The organism is Ruminiclostridium josui JCM 17888 (assembly GCF_000526495.1).
In the GTDB taxonomy this organism is placed as follows: domain Bacteria; phylum Bacillota; class Clostridia; order Acetivibrionales; family DSM-1351; genus Ruminiclostridium; species Ruminiclostridium josui.
Map to the genome: position 1 here is coordinate 701,321 of NZ_JAGE01000001.1, position 20,666 is coordinate 721,986.

A 20,666-nucleotide genomic window follows, 5' to 3' on the forward strand; every position below is an offset into this window, starting at 1 on the left:
CCTATAGCTCTTCTCTGTATTTATTCATTAGATTTTTAAACAGCTCTGCACTTGTAGGCGGTGTATAGGTAATGGTGTTTGCTCCTGCTTCTATTGTCTCTCTTATACTATCTACTGTGGGTCCTCCCGTTGCAATTATGGGTACCTCAGGAAAGTTCTTGCGAATTTCCTTTACAACTGCAGGTGTTTTCCCAGCACATGATACATTAAGAATGGATGCTCCCGCATTCAGTCTGCCTTGTATATCTGTTTTTTCAGACGCGACGGTAACTACAATAGGAATATCTATCTTCATATTTAACTGTCTTATAATTTCATTTGGTGTGGGAGCGTTTACAACAACTCCTATTGCACCTTGAAATTCAGCATCCATTGCAATATTTACAACTCTTTTACCGGTTGTGGTTCCTCCCCCTACTCCGCAAAACACGGGGATATCTGATGCAGTTATAATGGCATGAGTAATTATTGGCTGCGGTGTAAAAGGATACACTGCAATAACTGCATGGGCATTGCAATTCTTTATTATAGCAACATCAGTTGAAAACAGTAAAGACTTTATATTTTTTCCAAAAATATTTATTCCGCTGGCTTGATTTATAATTTCAGGTATTTTTACCATATGCTTTCGCAAGTTACCTTCAATTTCCGGTATGAACATCCCATTATCCTCCATTAAATATCTGGTACTATAATAACCTTTTTACATAAATTGCATACTTTGTTCACGTAATAGTATACTAAAAAATTATAGACTAGTATACCGACATTCCCATAATTTATTTAGGTATTGTAATTCAAACCAGTCATGGTAGAATTATATTCGTCTATTATTAAAAATAATAATAAGGAGTTTAATTTATGATAAATAAGAATACTCTTCCAACAAATTTCCTTGGATGTGAAAGTTGCTTTGATGACTCAGATATTGTAATTTTCGGAGCTCCCTTCGATGGTACAACCACATTCAGGCCCGGCACAAGATTTGCCCCTTCTGCCATGAGAATTGATTCTATTGGTCTTGAAACATACAGTCCTTACTTTGATGCCGATATTTCCGACTATAAAATTCATGATTACGGTGACCTTGATCTTCCCTTTGGTTCACCAAATAAGGCTTTAGAAATGATATCTCAAACATCACGGTTAATCTTTGAAAATGGTAAAAAACCTCTTATGATTGGCGGAGAACATCTTGTATCACTACCTTCAATTGAACAGGCTGCAAAAATATATCCTGAGCTCAGAATCATTCATTTTGATGCACATACTGATTTGAGAGAAGAATACATTGGAGAACCTTTATCACACTCAACAGTTATAAGAAGAGCATGGGATATTTTGGGAGACAATCGCATCTATCAGTTTGGTATAAGAAGCGGAACACGTGAGGAATTTTATTGGGCTAAGGATGGTCATACCAATCTTTGTCTTCATAATTTTGATACACTTTCAAATGCTGTGTCTCAAATAGGTACTTTTCCGATTTATCTTACAATAGATTTGGATGTTCTTGATCCTTCCATATTCTCAGGAACAGGTACTCCTGAAGCAGGAGGAGTTACATTCCTTGAATTGATAAATGCACTTAAGAAAATATCCACATTAAATATAATAGGTGCAGATGTAGTTGAGCTGTCACCACATTATGATCATAGCGGTGCTTCTACTGCTGTTGCATGTAAAGTTTTAAGGGAAGTAATTCTTACAATGCAGAATTTATAAATATTGCAAATATTAAGAACCCGTTATTCCTAAAATCTAGATAACGGGTTCTTTTCTTATAGTATAAAGGTTTACAATGCTTTTTCTCCTCTTTCTTTTGTTCTAATACGGATACAATCCTCAAGATCAAATATGAATATTTTGCCGTCTCCTACCTCACCTGTCTGAGAGTACTTAACTATAGTATCTACTATCAGCTCAACCTTTTCATCAGCTGCTACTAATTCAAGCTTTACTTTTGGAAGTATATTTAAGGATACCTCTGTTCCTCTATAATATTCTTTCCATCCCATTTGCTTTCCTGCACCCATTACCTGTGTAATGGTTATGCCGTCTATATCAATTGCCAATAGGGCTTCCTTTAGTTCTTCCAGTTTTGACGGTCTGATAATTGCCTCTATTTTTTTCATGTTATACCCTCCCTCAATACATGATAATTATTCTTTCATTAATCCATTCCAGTAAATGAAGGATATGCTGATTCACCATGTTGTGATATGTCAAGTCCCTCAGACTCTTCTCTAGGAGCAACTCTGATTTCCTTCATAATTAATTTAACTACAAACATAATAACTACTGTTCCTACTACAGCAAAAGCTATTGTTACTGCTATACTTATTATCTGTGCTACAAACAATCTTGTGTCTCCAAATACGAGTCCATCCCACTGTGCTGCTGAGTTTATAGAGGATTTAGCAAACAATCCAGTTGCAATACCGCCCCATATGCCGCCGATTCCATGGCATCCAAAAGCATCAAGTGCATCATCATACCCGAATTTTGGTTTTATAATACTCATTGAAAAGTAGCAGATAGGACTTACAATGGCTCCTATTATCAGTGATGCCCAAATAGGTACGAAACCTGCTCCCGGTGTTATTGCAACAAGACCAACAACAGCTCCAGTTGCTGCACCCAGCATAGTAGGCTTTCCTCTTGTAATCTTCTCAACTACCATCCATGACAGAAGAGCCATTGCAGCAGATGTGTTTGTAGTAATTAATGCATGAACCGCTAACTCTCCGCTTCCTAATGCACTTCCAGCATTGAAACCAAACCATCCAAACCAGAGAACTGCTGTACCGATAAACACTAAAGGTATATTGTGGGGCTGATGCGAGGTCATTCCATAGCCCTTTCTCTTACCCAGTATAATTGCTGCCACCAAACCTGAAACACCCGAACTTATATGAACTACATTACCTCCGGCAAAGTCTACAGCTCCGAGATTTCTTATAAATCCATCCACGCCCCATACCATATGAGCCATTGGGTAATATACGATTAATGACCACAAGGTTATAAAAAGAACCAGTGATGAAAATTTCATTCTTTCAACTAATGCACCTGTAATAAGTGCCGGTGTTATTATTGCAAACATCATTTGAAAAGCTGCAAATAAAGTATGCGGTATAGTTCCTGCATAATCAGCATTCGGCTCACTTGACATATTTCTGAAAAATACCCAGTCAAAATTTCCTATGATTCCACCAAAATCTTTTCCGAATGACAAAGAATACCCTATAGCTACCCAGAGTACCGATGCAAGACCTGCAATAAAAAAGGATGCCATAATAGTACTTAATACATTTTTTCTTTTTACCATTCCTCCATAAAAGAGTGCTAAACCCGGTGTCATAAAGAATACTAAAGCAGTTGACACCAACATAAAGGCTGTATCGCCAGTGTTAATACTTCCCATAATTTTTTACCCCCATATTTTTATAAATTAAACTGAAAAATATTTAATAAAAAAGCATGTAAAGAGACAGAATTATCCTCTTTTACACGCCATTGTGAATGAATTAATATAAAACTCTTATAAAATACAGAAAGCTACTTAATAAATCAAATTTATAAACTTTGATTTATAAGCAGCCTCATTGCTGTTTTTGATATTAAATTGATTAATAATATGCAGTAATACTACCATTTGATATTAATAATTTCAAGTAATTTATTTAAAAACTCTGAATAATTTCCTCAGCTACTTTTAACTGTGATGTTCTTGTATCCATTGCTCTCTTCTGAATATATCTATGCGCTTGAGGTTCTGTCATATTCATCTTTTCTACAAGAATCCATTTCGCTTTTTCTATAATCTTCCGATCCTTCATCTTCTTTTCAAGATCTTCGTTTATAGTTTTTAATCCCACTAATGACTTTCTAGACTGAACAGCAAATCTGGCTGTTTGTAACAAAATCATTTTGTTTATTGGCTTAGGCAGTATTAACGCTCCTACTTTCTCAAGCTTATACTGCATATCCTCAAGATTTTCATGTTTAGCCAATACTACTATTCCTGCATCTGTATTGTCTGCAATATCTAAAATAAAATCAGTTCCAAGTTCATCCTGTAAAGGTGAATTAACCAATATCAGTTCAGGTTCAAAAAAATCAAGTTTACGTCTGGCAGCACTTGCCGATAACGAGTATTCCGCAGACGAATATCCCTGCTGTAGCATGAGGGCTCTGATTTCTTTGATTAACTCCGGCTTACTGCATACTATAAGAATCCCTCCTGCACTCATTGGCATCACCTCCATTTGAATGGGGAATAATTATAGCTAATTATACTGCTGTAATCTGTCAATTAATATGCAGTAAGGTAATTATCTATCTCCCAAGGATGAACTGTACTGTTGTAGTTAGCCCACTCAAGTTCTTTAGCGGATATATACTTTGAATATATGTGTTCTCCTAAAACTTCCTTGATATAAGTATCCTTTTTCATCTCTTCCAATGCTAAATAAAGATTAGAAGGAAGTCGTTGTATCTTCAATTCTTTCTCCTGTTCAGGAGAAAGGTTATAAGTATTAGTATCAACAGGTTCAGGTATTTCCATTTTCTTTTGCAATCCATCCAAGCCTGCTTCCAGAATCAGTGCCAATGTAAGATACGGATTACAGGATGGGTCAGGACTCCTTAATTCTATTCTGGTTGCTTCACCCTTTGGTGCAGGAATTCTTAAAAGAGGACTTCTGTTCATATGAGACCATGCAATATGAATAGGAGCCTCAAATCCGGGTACAAACCTTTTGTATGAGTTTACCAGTGGATTTGCAACTGCCGTGAATCCCTTTACATGTTCCAATATACCCGCCGCAAACATTTTTGCGGTGTCGGATATATCCCTACTGTCTTCACCTGCACTAAAAAGGTTTTTGCCGTCTTTAAACAGAGACATGTTTATGTGCATACCGGAGCCATAGTCATTATATATTGGTTTTGGCATAAAGGTTGCATGAAGCCCGTTTCTTTGTGCAACAATTTTGACTACTGTTTTGAATGTCATTATTCTGTCAGCAGCAGTCATAACATCACTGTACCTGAAATCAACCTCATGCTGTCCGGCTGCATTTTCATGATGTGATGCCTCTGTTTCAAAACCCATATCTTCAAGGACCATGCAAATTTCTCTTCTGCAATTTTCGCCTAAATCAGCAGGAGCAACATCGAAATAACCCGCTGAGTCATGAGGTTTTGTTGTAGGCATACCATCAGCATCTATATTAAAAAGGAAAAATTCGCACTCTGAACCTATATTAAACGTATATCCTTGTTTTTTTGCCTTTTCGGCAGATCTTTTTAAGATGTATCTTGGGTCTCCCATAAACTGTGAGCCATCATAATTCTTAATATCGCATATAAATCTTGCTACCTTGCCATGCTGCGGTCTCCATGGAATAATGGAAAATGTATTGAGATCCGGAAACAGCAGCATATCTGACGATTCCACCTCGGAAAATCCCGCAATGGCAGATGCATCAAAAATTACCCCTTCATCAAGAGCTCTCTCAAGTAGTTGTGAATTTATAGCTATATTTTTCATTCTGCCGAATATATCTGAAAACTGCAGTCTGATGAATTTAACATCATTTTGCTCTATAAATTTCAAAACATCGTTCTTAGTAGCCATTTTCCCACCTCTTTCCTTTTCTTTCTTATTATTAGTATTTTACACAATTATTAATTATGTGTATATAGTTGTTTATACGGATTTTTGGTATTTGCAGTCAGCTTTATGAAATTTGATTTTAGTATATCCTTTTTATCATATCCAAAACTATTACAAAAATCCTCTACTATGCCATCAATCTGCTTTTTGTCTTCTTCCGTTGCAAAGGTTGCAGAAACCTGCGGAGGAAGTCCCTGGGGAATATCATTACATCTCAAGTATATGGCACCACCATGCATTCCAGTACCACAAAAATTACCAACCGGAATTCCTTCCACACCTATTCCAAGTACAACGATTATTCCACCTGCCTGATATTCGCCCAAAAAGTCGCCGGTTTTACCTCCAACTACCACAACAGGTTTTTGATCCTTGTATTCTTTCATGTGTATTCCTACACGGTAGCCAGCATTTCCCTTTATAAGGATTTTACCGCCGCGCATACCATAACCTGTGGTGTCACCGCAGTTACCGTGGATTATTATCGACCCTTCATTCATTGTATCTCCTGTAGCATCCTGAGCATTACCGTTAACTATTACATCTGCGCCATCCATATATGAGCCCAGGGCATTTCCTGGAGTACCATTTATAGTTATAGTCTTTCCCTTAATTCCACAGCCTATATATCTTTGTCCATATACCTCGTCGAGTATTATCTCTTTATCAGCGGTATTTCTTATCTGTTCATTAATTTCGGTATAGTAAGTATCACCAACTGTAATCCTCATATTACTTCCCTCCCGCCAATTTCTGCATCCTAGCCTTTTTATCAAACACCATGAGCTGAGGATTCATTTTTAATAAATTGCTGTCAATCTCATCCATCGGGATTTTTTCTCGTATCAGTGAAGTATAAATCCCTGCTCTGTCTATTTCCCCTATAAGTATAAAACCTTTTAGCAGCCCATCTGAGAAAAACATTCTTTTATAGTTATTTTCATTAATTTCTTCGTAACATTCACCTTCCATAGCTCCCGCAGTTAACATGTGTAAACCAAAGAAACCTATGGCATTCATGGGCATTGCAGTATCAAAGGTTTGATTTCCGCCAGCCATATTTATTCCGGCTGTTTCACCCTGGAAATATGCATTTGGAAGAAGTGCAAGTATCTTGCTCTGTCCTGTGCAAATGTCTAAGCTTTCAGTGCAATCACCAGCGGCATATATGTCTTTCAATGTTGTTTCCTGACGGTTATCTGTAACAATCCCCCTGTTTACTTCTCCTCCGGCATCCTTGACCAATCCAGTGTTTGGCCTTACGCCAACTGCTACTATCAAAACGTCATATGGCAATTCTTTTCCGGATTTAAGTACTACTGTGTTTTCTTTTACTGCTGATGCAGCGTCATTTAGTAAAAACTTTATTCCTTCTTTTTCTATATGTTTCTGTACCATAGATGCACCTGCTGCATCAAGAATACTTGGAAGAACTCTGTCAGCAAGGTCAACAACAGTAATATCCTCGCACACTTCATGAAGTCCTTCTGCAGCCTTTAATCCGATAAGACCAGCACCCATTATTACAACCTTTGAGTCCCTATTTACCGCTTCCTTTACACCCTTTGCACTATCCCACTTGAGAAAAGTAAAAACATTTTTAGCATCATTCAAGCCTTCAACAGGAGGTACAAACGGTGATGATCCTGTGGCTACCAATAGCTTGTCGTATTCAACAGTACTTCCATCCTCAAGCACAACTTTCTTTACATCTGTATCTATTTGTACTGCCTTCTTTCCTAAAATAGCAGTACAATTATTTTTTTCATAAAAATCACTGCTTCTGTAATACATCTTGTCATCAGTTACTTTGCCCTTTAACCAATATGATATAAGCGGGCGGGAGTACGTAAAATGTGGTTCATCCGATATCAAAGTAATTGATGATTCCCCATCTACACTACGGATTCCGCTGACACAACCTATTGCAGCAGCTGAATTTCCAATAATCACATACTTCACTTAAAATCAACCCCTTTCCTCATATACAATAGCTAAATTCGGGCAGTTTTCTGCACAAGCCGGTTTTCCGCTCTCAATACACAGGTCACACTTTTTAATGGCCTTTTCTTTTCCGGGTATAACCGAACCATATGGACAAACAAGAATACAAGTATAGCAGCCCACGCATCTTGACTCATCAACAAATACTCTTCCGTCTTCATCCTTCTGCATTGCTCCAGTAATACATGATTTCACACATAAAGGTGTTTCACAATGTCTGCAGGATACGGCAAAATTAATGCTGTCTCCCTCTTCAATTGTCAAGCGTGGCTGTGGCTTCGAATCTCCCGAAAAAGCCTTTACCATATCTTTCTTTCCGCTATGTGCAAATGCACAATAGTATTCGCAAAGATGACATCCCAAACATCTGTCTTCATTTACATATATTTTTTTCATCTTAAATCTTCACCCCTTATTCGCCGGCGTGCATAACGCCTAATATATCAAGTTCTTTTTGACTTAATCCTATTCCCCTGAGCATTAAACGATTTCCTTTGAGACTCTCGATTGCATTTATACCCATGCCGCCGAGCATTTCCTTTATCTCATGATCCCATGCGTGAACAAGATTTATTAAGCGTTTGTATCCGATATCAGGGTTAAGTCTCTTAACAAGATCAGGTCTTTGTGTTGCTATACCCCAGTTACATTTTCCGCCATGACAGCTTCTGCATACATGACAGCCCAAAGCAATCAACGCAGATGTTCCGATATACACGGCGTCTGCTCCAAGAGCGATGGCTTTTACAATATCCCCGCTGTTTCTTATGCTTCCTGCTACTACCAGCGAAACATTGTTTCTTATACCTTCATCTCTCAATCTCTGATCAACTGAGGCCAGTGCAAGCTCTATTGGGATTCCCACGTTGTCTCTGATTCTGGTAGGTGCTGCACCTGTTCCTCCTCTGTATCCGTCAATTGCAATGATATCTGCTCCGGAACGGGCTATACCTGATGCTATGGCAGCTACATTGTGTACTGCGGCTATCTTTACTATAACCGGTTTGGTATATGCAGTTGCTTCCTTTAATGAAAATACAAGCTGTCTTAGATCTTCTATTGAATATATATCATGGTGAGGTGCAGGTGATATTGCATCACTTCCCACCGGAATCATTCTGGTTTTTGATACATCCTCGCCAACTTTTTCTCCTGGCAAGTGTCCGCCTATACCAGGTTTTGCTCCCTGACCCATTTTTATTTCTATTGCGGCACCTGCGCTTAAGTAACCCACATGAACACCGAATCTTCCTGAAGCTACCTGAACTATTGTGTTTTTGCCGTACTTGTAAAAGTCTTCATTTAGACCACCTTCACCGGTATTATAGTAGGTTCCCAGTTCTTCTGCTGCTCTTGCAAGACTTTCATGAGCATTTCTGCTTATTGAGCCGTATGACATTGCCGAGAACATGATAGGTACTTTTAAATCAAGGTGAGGTGCTATCTTTGTCTTGAGCTTTCCATTCTCATCAAATTCCAATTTTTGTGGCTTTGAGCCCAACTGAACCCTTGTTTCCATAGGTTCTCTCAATGGGTCTATGGATGGATTGGTAACCTGACTTGCATTTATCAGCAATTTATCCCAATAAATAGGATATGGAACTGGGTTACCCATTGATGACAAAAGAACTCCACCTGTATTTGCCTGCTTATATATCTCTGTTATTTGCTGCTGTGTCCAGTTGGCATTTTCCTTAAACTCATTCTTATATTTGGTTATACGCAGTGCACGTGTAGGACACAGTGAAACACATCTCTGACAGTCCACGCACTTACTGTCATCAGCAACCATCATATCAAGTTCTTCGTCATAGCTGTGTACTTCATTGGCACACTGACGCATACATACTTTACATTTAATACATTTCTTAGGATCTCTACATACCTCGTATTGAGGTGTAAAATAATTAATTCCCATTAGATTTCACCCCCTGATAACGTTGCAATTACTGGTTCTCCGCCTTTTGGGCTCCAGATTCTATCTACCTCTGGATGTATAATCCTGATAGCACTCTCTTCGCTGGCTACAAGTACAAGGTCTCCTTTTTCTGCAGCAACCATGGAGCGAAGTTTCAATCTGTCATTCAGCGCCATCATTCCGCCTTCATATCCCAATATTATTGAGAAAGGACCTGTTATAAGAAGACTTGCATAAACATTTCTTATTGCTGTAAATTTCTCTTTCATATCCTGAGGCATTTTGTCTATTTCAGACCAAAAAGGAGCAGCTATTATGGATGCACAATCTTCCAGGGATATACCCTGTCTTCTGTTCAGATAATCGAAGATATATGTTATTACTTCTGTATCAGTAAGAAGGGAACATTTGTATCCGAACATTTCCATAAAACGTCTGTTGGCATCATATGAAGATATTTCTCCGTTGTGTACTATTGTATAGTCCAGAAGTGAAAATGGATGTGCTCCTCCCCACCAGCCAGGAGTATTTGTAGGATATCTGCCATGTGCAGTCCAACAGTAACCATCGTATTCCTCAAGCTTATAGAACTCTCCAACATCCTCGGGAAAACCTACTGCTTTGAATACTCCCATGTTTTTACCACTGGAAAATACATATGCACCATCAATTCTTGTGTTTATCTTTATAACACACCTTGCAACATATTCCTTTTCCTCAAGCTGACTTTCCTCAAGCTTGCTGTGAAGAGGTGATACAAAATATCTCCATATAAGGGGAGCATCAGTTATTCTTGGATGTTTTCTTGTAGGAATTCTGCTTAAATTGACCACATCAAAATGTCTGTTTATGAATCTTTCGGCATCTTCTCTTGCCTCATTACTGTCAAAGAATACATGAAATGCATAAAGTTCTTTATATTCAGGGTAAATACCATAGCCTGCAAATCCTCCTCCTAAGCCGTTGGAGCGATCGTGCATAACCGCTATTGATTTTACTATATCCTGACCTGAGATGCGTCTACCTTCCCTGCTGAACATTCCTGAAATTGCACAACCAGATGGTATTCTTACCTGACCTTCTTTCAATAACATGTCGTACACTTCCTTTACTAAAAAAATAAAAATCAAAACAATAAATTTCTATATTTATAAAAATAACAGTCACATATTTGGGTAACAAAAAAGCGTACTCATACAAACCCCTAAAATCAGGTTTCTATGAGAACGCCATTGTTCTTCGTTTATTTTTTTTTAATTTATGTGACATAACTGCAATTTAACTTCAAGAGTATTTTACTAAGAAAATAATTATCCGTCAATACTTTTTTTGCAATTTTATATTTCCAATCCTGCAAAATCTTTTTGTATCCAGTTTATACAACAAAACAGCAAAACTATAGCAGTGTCACGGAAAGGTAGATATTAAGCTTGTTTAATCTATAAAAATGTTTTCTGGAAAAAGTATTGCATTTTTGCAGGACGTATATTATAATGGTTGTAAATTAATTAATTGCAGCAAAGGTGCTGTGTCAACAAACATTTATAGTTAATAGTTAAATGTTTGTTTGGTACAGTTTTTTTATTTATATAATATAGTATATAATTTTTTATCTTTTTGCAAAGCTTAAGTTTACATTGAAAATTGCAAATTGAGGAGGTACGTAATGACTGATTCTAATGATTACATTAAATATATAGCGGATCTTGCAAAATTATCTCTTGATGATAGTGAGATACAGTCATTGGCTGATGATATGCGAGATATTATAGGATTAATGGATACTATTAAAAATATTGATACAGAGCATATTGATGCAACCGAACATATATCCCGAGTAACTAATAATTTGAGGGAAGATAATCCCGGAGACTCGTTTGAAACCGAAAAAATCCTGTCAAATTCAAAAAAGACTATGGAAAATTGTTTTGCTATTCCTAAGATGATTGAATAAGGAGGTCCTCATGGATATAACCAAGTTAACCATTAAAGAAGCCAGGGGGCTTCTTGATAATAAAGAAATAAGTGCTGTAGAACTCACTCGTATGTATTTGGACAGAATTAATTTACTTGATGATAAAGTAGGGTCCTATCTTTCAGTTACTGAAGATATGGCTCTGGAACATGCCCAACAGGCACAGAATATCATAGATAGCGGTAAATCATCCTTGCTTACAGGTATTCCACTAAGTATAAAAGATAACATATGTATTGAAGGAACAAAAACTACATGTGCTTCAAAAATGCTTGAGGACTTTGTTTCCCCATATACAGCAACGGCAGTAAGCAAGCTTCTGGCAGACAATGCAGTTATTCTTGGAAAAACTAATTTGGATGAATTTGCCATGGGAGGTTCTACGGAAAATTCTGCATTTAAGACAACAAAAAACCCCTTTGACTTAACAAGAGTCCCCGGTGGTTCTTCAGGCGGTTCTGCTGCCTGTGTATCTGCTTCTTTAGCCCTTGGTTCTCTTGGTTCTGATACAGGTGGTTCAGTAAGACAGCCTGCCTCCTTTTGTGGGGTTGTTGGTATGAAACCTACTTATGGATTGGTTTCAAGATATGGTTTAGTGGCTTTTGCATCCTCCTTTGACCAGATTGGCCCCATAGCTAAAACCGTTGAGGATTGTGCAATAATTCTGGACAGTATCTGCGGAAATGATTCCAAAGATGCTACTTCCTTAAAATACGAAAAGGATTCAAGCTACAGTTCTTCTGTTTCAGGCGATATAAAAGGGTTTAAGATTGGTTTACCTAAGGAATATCTGACAGAAGGCCTAAACGCCGAAGTAAAGGAGTCACTTTATAAATCCATTGACAAATTAGAGAGTATGGGTGCAAAAATAGAAGAGTTCTCTATGCCGGTATTGAAACACGCCGTACCTGCTTACTATCTTATGTCCTCTGCTGAAGCAAGTTCCAATTTGTCAAGGTATGACGGAGTAAAGTACAGCTATAGAGCCGACAACTGCAAATCCTTTAATGAACTAATCGGCAAATCTAGAGCTGAGGGCTTTGGAAAAGAAGTTAAAAGAAGAATTCTTCTTGGAACTTACGCTCTTGCCTCAGGTTACTACGATGCTTATTACAAAAAAGCTCTCAAGCTTAGAACATTAATAAGTAATGGCTTTAATGAGGCTTTTTCAAAATATGATGTGGTTCTGCACCCTACTGCTCCTGAAACCGCGTTCAAAATAGGGCAGAACACAAATAATCCCCTTACAATGTATCTTGCAGATATTTACACTGTTGCTGTAAATATAGCCGGACTTCCTTCTATATCTGTCCCATGCGGCTACGATTCAAAGGGGCTTCCTATAGGTCTTTCCTTCACAGGCAAGCCGTTAGGAGAAAAAGATATATTCAGGGCTGCTGCGAATTTTGAGGCTGAATTTGCCGATAAGTTCAGAGTTCCCGCAATATAGCAAGAAAGGAGCATAGCGATGAAATACATCCCTACTATAGGTTTGGAAATACATTCAGAGTTATCTACAAAATCGAAAATTTTCTGCGATTGTCCCGTTAGTTTCGGTGGTGAGCCAAATACAAGGTGTTGTCCAGTATGTACAGGAATGCCCGGAACTTTGCCAGTTCTTAATAAGCAAGCAGTTGAATATACTGTAATGGCTGGCTTGGCCTTAAACTGCAAGATAAATGAATTTTCGAAAATGGACAGAAAAAATTACTTTTATCCTGATTTACCTAAGGCTTACCAGATATCGCAATTTGATCTTCCTATCTGCAAAGATGGCGGATTGACTATAAATACGCCTGATGGCGAAAAATTTATAAGAATTGAAAGAATTCATTTAGAGGAAGATGCCGGAAAGCTCCTTCATGACAGCTATGACAGATACAGTCTCGCTGATTATAACCGTTGCGGAGTTCCTCTAATAGAAATTGTAACTAAACCTGATTTGTCTTCCCCAGAGGAAGCAAGAGACTTTGTTGAAAAAGTTCGCTTGATGCTCCTCTACTCCGGTGTATCCGACTGCCGTATGGAGGAAGGTTCTTTGAGAGCCGATGTTAATGTTTCCATTAGACCCGTTGGTACTGATGAACTTGGCACAAGAACAGAAATGAAAAATATCAACTCCATAAAGGCTATTGCAAGAGCTATTGAATATGAAATCAACAGACAGTCAGAACTTCTGGATGAAGGCTTAAAAATAACTCAGGAAACAAGACGTTGGGATGACAGTAAAGGAGAAAGCAAACCTCTAAGGAGCAAGGAAAATGCTCATGACTATAGATATTTTCCCGAACCGGATATTGTGCCTATCACATTTACAAGTGAGGATATTGAGAGATTGAAAAAATCTCTTCCGGAGCTGCCAGACAAGAGATTTGAAAGATATACTAAAGTATATGGAATTAACCCGACTGATGCAAACCTGCTGCTGACTTCTGTAAGCCTTTCTGATTTCTTTGAAGCTACTGCAGCTGAATCAGGTAATCCTAAAACAGCCGCTAATTTTATAGTTGTTGAAGTTTTGAGAAGGCTCAATGACAACTGTATGGCACCTGAGGATATTCCATTTGACGGCAAGCTGTTAGGAAGACTTATAAAGATGATGGACAGTGATGAGATTACTTCAAACAACGCCAAGAAGGTATTGGCAGAAATGTTTGAAACAGGTAAGGAGCCTGAAGCTATTATAGCTGAAAAGGGTTACAAAGTAATAAATGATACAGCTGAAGTTGAAAACACTGTTAAAGAGATACTATCTGTTAACAAAAAAGCTGTTGCAGAATATCTTGAAGGTAAGGAAAAAACTTTTGGATTTTTGATGGGCCAATGTTCAAGGGCCTTGGCTGGCAGGGGTAATCCTAAAGTAATTCAGGAGATTCTCAGAAGCGAGTTAAATAAGCTTAAAAGCTAACAAATATAAAAAAGCTTAATAGATTTTGTGAAACAAAGGCGTTTCACTTCCTTAAAAATATTTTTAAGGGGTGAAATGTCTTTTTTTATATATTACACTGACAATCAATTAAATTTAAATTATTCAAGGAGGGGTTAACATGGATTTTCGTGTTACAGAAATTTATGGAAGTAATGTATTTAATGATGCAACTATGCGTGAACGTCTTCCCAAAAATACCTATAAATCATTAAAGAAGACTATTGATGAAGGTTTAGCATTGGATATTACAGTAGCTGACGTAGTTGCAAGTGCAATGAAGGATTGGGCTATAGAGAAGGGTGCAACTCATTTCACCCACTGGTTCCAGCCAATGACTGGTATCACAGCTGAAAAACATGACTCTTTCATTTCGCCTACAAATGACGGTAAGGTTATTATGGAATTTACAGGTAAGGACCTTGTAAAAGGTGAACCTGATGCATCCTCCTTCCCTTCCGGTGGACTTAGAGCAACTTTTGAAGCCAGAGGCTATACTGCTTGGGACTGTACTTCACCAGCCTTCGTTAAAGATGGCACTTTATATATCCCAACTGCTTTTTGCTCATATACTGGAGAAGTTCTAGATAAAAAGACTCCTTTGCTCCGCTCAATGGAAGCTCTCAATAAACAGGCTCTTAGAATTCTAAAACTCTTTGGAAACACTACTGCAACAAGGGTTACAACTACTGTTGGACCTGAGCAGGAATACTTCTTGATTGACAGAGATTTATATAAAAAGAGAAAAGACTTGATCTTTACAGGAAGAACTCTTTTCGGCAATAAACCACCAAAAGGACAGGAACTTGAAGACCATTACTTTGGAAACATTAAGGAAAGAGTTGCAAACTACATGAAGGATCTTGATAAAGAACTGTGGGAACTGGGAATTGCAGCTAAAACAAAGCATAATGAAGTTGCGCCTGCTCAGCACGAATTGGCTCCTATATTCACAACTTCAAACATAGCAACCGACCACAATCAGCTGACTATGGAGCTTATGCAGAAAATAGCTCTCAGACACAATCTTGTATGCCTTCTCCACGAGAAACCATTTGCAGGTGTAAACGGTTCAGGTAAGCACAACAACTGGTCAATGTCCACAAATGACGGTCAAAACCTGTTGGAGCCCGGATCTACTCCTCATGAAAATGTTCAGTTCCTTGTTTTCCTGTGTGCAGTTATTAAGGCTGTTGACGATTATCAGGATTTAATGCGTCTTTCAGTAGCATCAGCCGGAAACGACCACAGACTAGGTGCAAATGAGGCTCCGCCTGCTATAGTTTCAATTTTCCTTGGAGATCAATTAACAGATGTCCTCAATCAGCTTGAAAACGGAAAAGCTAAGGGCAAAGCTTACAACTCTATTCTTGAAACCGGTGTTGCAAGCTTGCCAAAGCTTCCTAAAGATACAACTGACCGTAACAGAACATCACCATTTGCATTTACTGGTAACAAATTTGAATTCAGAATGCTTGGGTCTTCAGCTTCTATAGCTGGTCCGAACTTTGTACTAAATACAATAGTTGCTGAAGTACTTCAAAAGTTTGCTGACACTCTGGAGGGACAAAGCGATCTTTCTAGTGCAGTTACAGATTTAATATCTGAAACTATCAAAAATCACAAGCGTATAATTTTCAACGGCAACAACTATACAGATGAATGGGTTGCAGAAGCAGAAAGCAGAGGATTACTCAATCTCAAGTCAACTGTTGAATGTATACCTACATTCATAAAAGACAAAAACGTAGCTGTTTTTGTTAAGCATGGAGTTCTAAGTAAATCGGAAATTGAATCAAGATATGAAATTTTACTTGAAAACTATATTAAGACAATTAACATTGAAGCTTGTACTATGATATCAATGGCTAAAACTCAACTTCTTCCTGCTGCGTTTAAGTTCAGCAAGGATTTATCCGATACAATTAACTCCGTAAAAGCTACCGGAATGTCAGTTGAAGTATCAGCACAATCCTCTGTTCTTAAAGAATTATCACCAGTATTAAGCTCCTTCTCTTCAAACATAAACGCTTTGAAGAAAGCTGTAGAAAAAGCAAGTGCTGAAGACACAAGTGCATTAAAACAGGCAGAGGCATTCAGTAAAATTGTAGTGCCTGCCATGGAAGCATTGAGAGCTGATGCAGATAAACTGGAAGCAATCATTCCAAAAGATTTGTATCCATTCCCTAGCTATGCTGAATTGCTTTTTAATATATAGATATAAAATAGAAAAATAAAATATAATTGTATTTGGCACAAAGGGACATATGTACCACCCTACTACTGTCCCTTTTGCCATTTTTTTAGCATGATAGTATAATACTTAAATGAAACGGAGAGAAGTCTAATGAAAAGCTCTTCCTACATAATTTCAAGCTGTCTGTTATTTCTGGCATCAACTTTTTTAGTATGTTTTTCAGGGATAAATTTTTATATTAAGCTAATATTGAATCTTATTGTATTTGCAGTTTACTTTATAGTTACTCGGAAACTTATTCAGGGAAAATTCAAGCAATATACTGACAGAATTAAAAAATTGAAAAGAGACCTGAAAAAATTTAATTTTGAAGTTCAGGTTACCTCAAGTCAGATTTCATCCGTATCTGAAAATATTTCGGTAACATTAGACGAAAACAATGAATTTGCAAAATATGTTTATGACGAAGTTAAGGAAATGTCAAACAAGAATGAACATGTATATAATAGTATTACCAATACCCTTTCTGAAGTCAAAAACATTGTGGATTTGTTAAATAACGCAAAAGATATAACAAGTCAAATGATTAAAAAAAGCTCAATTTCCAAGGATACAGTCAGATTGAGTCTTGAAGAAATAATGCAGATTGTCAAGACAATTGACAGTATCCACGAATCCTCAAATAAAACTCTTGCAAATATGGAGAGACTTCAAAAAACCTCTGGGGAGATTGAGCATATTCTTGAAACTGTCAGCAGTATTTCAAAGCAAACTCAGCTTCTGGCATTAAACGCAACCATTGAATCTGCCCGTGCCGGGGAACATGGAAAGGGCTTCGCTGTGGTGGCAGCTGAAATTCATAAACTTGCTGACAATACAGGTAAATCTGTGGAAGAAATAGGAGCACTGATTAAATCCATTCATGGAGAAGTCGGAAGCGTATATACTGTTGTAAGGGAAAACGCCTCTAGAGTTGATGAAGGTATTTCTGCAACAAAAAGCATTGAAAAATATTTGGAAAAAATCGATTCTTCATTTAACGATGTATTTGGCATGATGGACAAAATAAATTCATTATCCCAACAGGAGGTTCTCATTGCACAGAACGTAGGAAATCAGATTAGAGATGTGGAAGATGTTTTGTCTGCAACTTTACGCTCGGTGGATGATGTTTGTGAATCAGTGCACCAGCAAAAAAAGAATATAGAGGAGATATCCTCTATGGGCATACGGCTTAACGAAGCCTCCTCTACTCTATCTGAATTATTTTCTGGTGAAGCAGAAGATGTTGAAGCTCTTAGCAACGACGCTATGGACAAGGCAAAAAACTCTCTTTCAATTATTCATGAGGAACTTTGTTCAAAAAGTGAAATCATAAACTCTAAAGATAGCGCAATCCATGAAGAAATTTTAAGAGATTTTAAAGATAAGTATCCTTTTGTAGAGGCAGTATGGACAAATGATAAAAAAGGCCGTTTTATATGCTCCTTACCAAAAGCAGGAATTGCAAATGCAAATGTCCGTGAATGGTTCAAAAGGAGTATTAAAGGTGAAAATTTTGTTTCCTCAATATATATTTCTGCCATAACCAGAAATCCTTGTATTACAGTTTCCTCTCCTATTATGTCCAATACAGGTGAAATCGTTGGAGTAGTAGGTATTGATATAAATATTCATTGATTTTTAAAGCACAAATCACCTCTCTTTTTCATATAATAATAAAGCATGGGACAATGGCGTCGTCAGTGATGATAGTTGTCCCATGTCTTATATTTATAAGAATACTTTCTGGAGGATAAAATATGTGCTCAATTCTTGGTTTGGTAAATTTTAAAGATGGTACAAAAAGCATCTCTAAGGAAACCCTTGAAGTCATGAGGCTTACTACTAATCACAGAGGCCCTGATCAACACGGTTTTTTCAGAGATGACTATGTTTGCTTTGGTCATAACAGGCTTGCCGTTATTGATGTTGCCAACGGCTTACAACCTATGACAGCAGTTTTTGAAGGTAAATCCTATACTATTGTTTACAACGGAGAACTATATAATTCAAATGAATTACGCTCTGAGCTCGAAAATCTAGGAGTGGAATTTAAAACCCACTGCGATACTGAGGTTTTGCTTTATTCATACATCCTTTGGGGTATGGGCTGCTCGGAAAAACTAAATGGTATTTTTGCCTTTGCAGTTTATGATGATGATAAAAAACAGATTTATCTATCCCGAGACAGAATGGGAGTAAAACCGTTTTTTTATACTTTTATCGGAGATACTTTAATTTTCTCCTCAGAAGTAAAAGCAATATTAAAACATCCTCAGATTAAAGCAGAGCTTGACAGTGAAGGTATTTGGCAACTGTTATATCTCTCTCCTATGCGCCCGTCCAATAACGGTATTTTCAAAAACATTTTTGAAATCTCACCCGGCTTTCACGGAATTTATAACCATAATGGACTTGAATTACGCAAATACTGGTCCTTGCAGGCTTATGAGCTAGAGGACAGTGAAAGTACTATTGTAGAAAAAACAAAATTTTATCTCACAGATGCAATTCAAAGACAGCTGATTTCTGATGTACCCTTGTGTACCTTTTTGTCAGGAGGACTTGATTCTTCCGTAGTAACAGCTGTTGCCCGGGCTGATAAGAAAAACGGGGATTTATTATCCACCTATTCCTTTGAATATGAAGGAAATAAGCAGCACTTTACCTCTACAAGCTTCCAGCCCGAAAGCGATGACAGTTATGCAGTATGGCTAAGTGAGTATCTTGGCACAGACCATACAGTTCTTACTGTAAGCCAGCAAAGTATCGCAGACCTCCTTTATGATGCAGTAAAATTTAGAGACTATCCAGGTATGGCGGACATAGACTCCTCTCTTCTTTATTATTGCAAGCAGATTAAAAAAAGACATACTGTTGCTTTGAGCGGTGAATGTGCTGATGAAATATTCGGCGGATATCCATGGTTCTATAAACCAGAAATGCTCCATCGCAACTTTTTCCCATGGATACATGACCCTGAATCAAGAATTTACCTGTTTGCTGATGATTTTGCAAAACCAAAGCAAGGTATGGATTTTGTAAATCAGATGTACCGTGACAGTGTAAATGCATGTCCTCTTACCGGAAATGAAACCGAGGAAATGAAAACTGCAAGGCTGGCAAATTGGCTTTCTGTAAACTGGTTTATGGTATCTCTACTTGAGCGAAAAGATATAAAAGAAAAACATCAAATTTTAAATACTATTTCTATTTCTTCACCATATACTGTCTTTTTATCTATGAATTTGTCTTGCATATTTGTATAAAAAAGAAGCATGAAAGATGCCGCTAATCCTTTGGTATTCCTTCATGCTTGTATTGTACGAAAATTAATTATATCGTCGAGGTAATACAGAATTATTTTTTATTGTCTTCAGGCCGATAAATACCAGCACACCTTGTCTTATCCCCTCCCCAGTCGAATTCTTTCTCCCTGTCTGAGAGTTTAATTATTTGCAGCATATACAATCCCACATTATCAGGATTTTTTTTATCATATACTTTGTCTATAAAGAACACAATAAACTTATCTTCATCAGTTGTTACCATATAGAAATACTTCATAGTAATAGTCTTTTCACCATCACCTTTTGAGTGTGAAGCATTATACGCACCTTCCTTGGACACAAGTTTACCTTTATAAAACTTCATTAGGTACTCTATACCACCGTCAATATCCTTAGCTTCTTTTAAGGCATTAGAAGAGAACATCTTCTTTATTCCTTCTTTATCCTTATTTTCCAGTGCATCAATTATATTTTGAAAACGGGCTTCTCCATATTTTTCATCATCTCTGGCTAATACAGCTCTGTATGAGCTGCACGAACTTAATCCTAAACAAAGTCCCATAATAGTTGTAAACAACAATATTATTTTCTTAATATTCATACCTTTTCTCCTCATATACTTAATTTTTAG

General features: G+C 37.4%; 18 protein-coding genes. 7 read left to right on the plus strand and 11 right to left on the minus strand.

Features of this window, described 5'->3' with window-relative positions; genetic code table 11:
• Position 1: 1 nt before the first annotated feature.
• The gene (locus K412_RS0103390) at positions 2–661 is read right to left on the minus strand and encodes a beta/alpha barrel domain-containing protein (RefSeq protein ID WP_024831807.1); all 660 of its coding nucleotides are present in this window, start codon (positions 659–661) and stop codon (positions 2–4) included.
• Positions 662–861: 200 nt separating this feature from the next.
• On the opposite strand from K412_RS0103390, the gene speB reads away from it, so the two are divergent.
• Complete coding sequence (gene speB, locus K412_RS0103395; RefSeq protein ID WP_024831808.1) at positions 862–1,725, plus strand: agmatinase; 864 nt, start codon at positions 862–864, stop codon at positions 1,723–1,725.
• 71 nt (positions 1,726–1,796) lie between these two features.
• Here the strand turns inward: speB and K412_RS0103400 are convergent, their stop codons facing one another.
• The 9 genes from K412_RS0103400 to K412_RS0103440 form a co-directional block, all read right to left on the minus strand.
• Positions 1,797–2,135, minus strand: a complete 339-nt coding sequence (locus tag K412_RS0103400; RefSeq protein WP_024831809.1) for a P-II family nitrogen regulator — start codon at positions 2,133–2,135, stop codon at positions 1,797–1,799.
• 38 nt (positions 2,136–2,173) lie between these two features.
• On the minus strand, positions 2,174–3,427 hold the full coding sequence (locus tag K412_RS0103405) for an ammonium transporter (RefSeq protein WP_024831810.1): 1,254 nt from the start codon (positions 3,425–3,427) through the stop codon (positions 2,174–2,176).
• Between the two features lie 259 nt (positions 3,428–3,686).
• Complete coding sequence (locus K412_RS0103410) at positions 3,687–4,256, minus strand: ANTAR domain-containing response regulator (protein ID WP_024831811.1); 570 nt, start codon at positions 4,254–4,256, stop codon at positions 3,687–3,689.
• Positions 4,257–4,318: 62 nt separating this feature from the next.
• Entirely contained in the window at positions 4,319–5,644 is a 1,326-nt protein-coding gene (glnA, locus tag K412_RS0103415; RefSeq protein ID WP_024831812.1) for a type I glutamate--ammonia ligase, read from the minus strand.
• 50 nt (positions 5,645–5,694) lie between these two features.
• The gene (locus K412_RS0103420) at positions 5,695–6,414 is read right to left on the minus strand and encodes a GltB/FmdC/FwdC-like GXGXG domain-containing protein (RefSeq protein WP_024831813.1); all 720 of its coding nucleotides are present in this window, start codon (positions 6,412–6,414) and stop codon (positions 5,695–5,697) included.
• 1 nt (position 6,415) lies between these two features.
• Positions 6,416–7,645: an NAD(P)/FAD-dependent oxidoreductase gene (locus K412_RS0103425; RefSeq protein ID WP_024831814.1), complete on the minus strand. Its 1,230-nt coding sequence runs from the start codon at positions 7,643–7,645 to the stop codon at positions 6,416–6,418.
• 6 nt (positions 7,646–7,651) lie between these two features.
• Positions 7,652–8,083 carry a 4Fe-4S dicluster domain-containing protein gene (locus K412_RS0103430; protein WP_014312452.1) on the minus strand — a complete coding sequence of 144 codons (432 nt, stop codon included), beginning with the start codon at positions 8,081–8,083 and terminating at the stop codon, positions 7,652–7,654.
• A 16-nt stretch (positions 8,084–8,099) separates the two neighbouring features.
• Positions 8,100–9,605, minus strand: coding sequence for a glutamate synthase-related protein (locus K412_RS0103435; RefSeq protein WP_024831815.1), 1,506 nt, complete (start codon positions 9,603–9,605; stop codon positions 8,100–8,102).
• The gene (locus K412_RS0103440) at positions 9,605–10,699 is read right to left on the minus strand and encodes a class II glutamine amidotransferase (protein ID WP_024831816.1); all 1,095 of its coding nucleotides are present in this window, start codon (positions 10,697–10,699) and stop codon (positions 9,605–9,607) included. The genes K412_RS0103435 and K412_RS0103440 overlap by 1 nt, the downstream gene beginning before the upstream one ends.
• A 572-nt stretch (positions 10,700–11,271) precedes the next feature.
• Here K412_RS0103440 and gatC point away from each other — a divergent pair.
• The 6 genes from gatC (at position 11,272) to asnB (ending at position 20,014) form a co-directional block, all read left to right on the plus strand.
• Positions 11,272–11,559, plus strand: a complete 288-nt coding sequence (gene gatC, locus K412_RS0103445) for an Asp-tRNA(Asn)/Glu-tRNA(Gln) amidotransferase subunit GatC (RefSeq protein WP_024831817.1) — start codon at positions 11,272–11,274, stop codon at positions 11,557–11,559.
• 10 nt (positions 11,560–11,569) lie between these two features.
• Positions 11,570–13,030, plus strand: coding sequence for an Asp-tRNA(Asn)/Glu-tRNA(Gln) amidotransferase subunit GatA (gatA, locus tag K412_RS0103450; protein WP_024831818.1), 1,461 nt, complete (start codon positions 11,570–11,572; stop codon positions 13,028–13,030).
• Between the two features lie 18 nt (positions 13,031–13,048).
• Positions 13,049–14,488 carry an Asp-tRNA(Asn)/Glu-tRNA(Gln) amidotransferase subunit GatB gene (gene gatB / locus K412_RS0103455; protein ID WP_024831819.1) on the plus strand — a complete coding sequence of 480 codons (1,440 nt, stop codon included), beginning with the start codon at positions 13,049–13,051 and terminating at the stop codon, positions 14,486–14,488.
• Between the two features lie 139 nt (positions 14,489–14,627).
• A complete protein-coding gene (locus tag K412_RS0103460; RefSeq protein WP_024831820.1) occupies positions 14,628–16,724 on the plus strand; it encodes a glutamine synthetase III family protein in 2,097 nt (698 codons plus the stop codon).
• Positions 16,725–16,853: 129 nt separating this feature from the next.
• On the plus strand, positions 16,854–18,383 hold the full coding sequence (locus K412_RS0103465; RefSeq protein WP_024831821.1) for a methyl-accepting chemotaxis protein: 1,530 nt from the start codon (positions 16,854–16,856) through the stop codon (positions 18,381–18,383).
• Between the two features lie 122 nt (positions 18,384–18,505).
• Complete coding sequence (gene asnB, locus K412_RS0103470) at positions 18,506–20,014, plus strand: asparagine synthase (glutamine-hydrolyzing) (protein ID WP_024831822.1); 1,509 nt, start codon at positions 18,506–18,508, stop codon at positions 20,012–20,014.
• Between the two features lie 91 nt (positions 20,015–20,105).
• Here asnB and K412_RS0103475 read toward each other — a convergent pair whose 3' ends face one another.
• Positions 20,106–20,636: a DUF5104 domain-containing protein gene (locus tag K412_RS0103475; protein ID WP_024831823.1), complete on the minus strand. Its 531-nt coding sequence runs from the start codon at positions 20,634–20,636 to the stop codon at positions 20,106–20,108.
• Positions 20,637–20,666 lie beyond the last annotated feature (30 nt).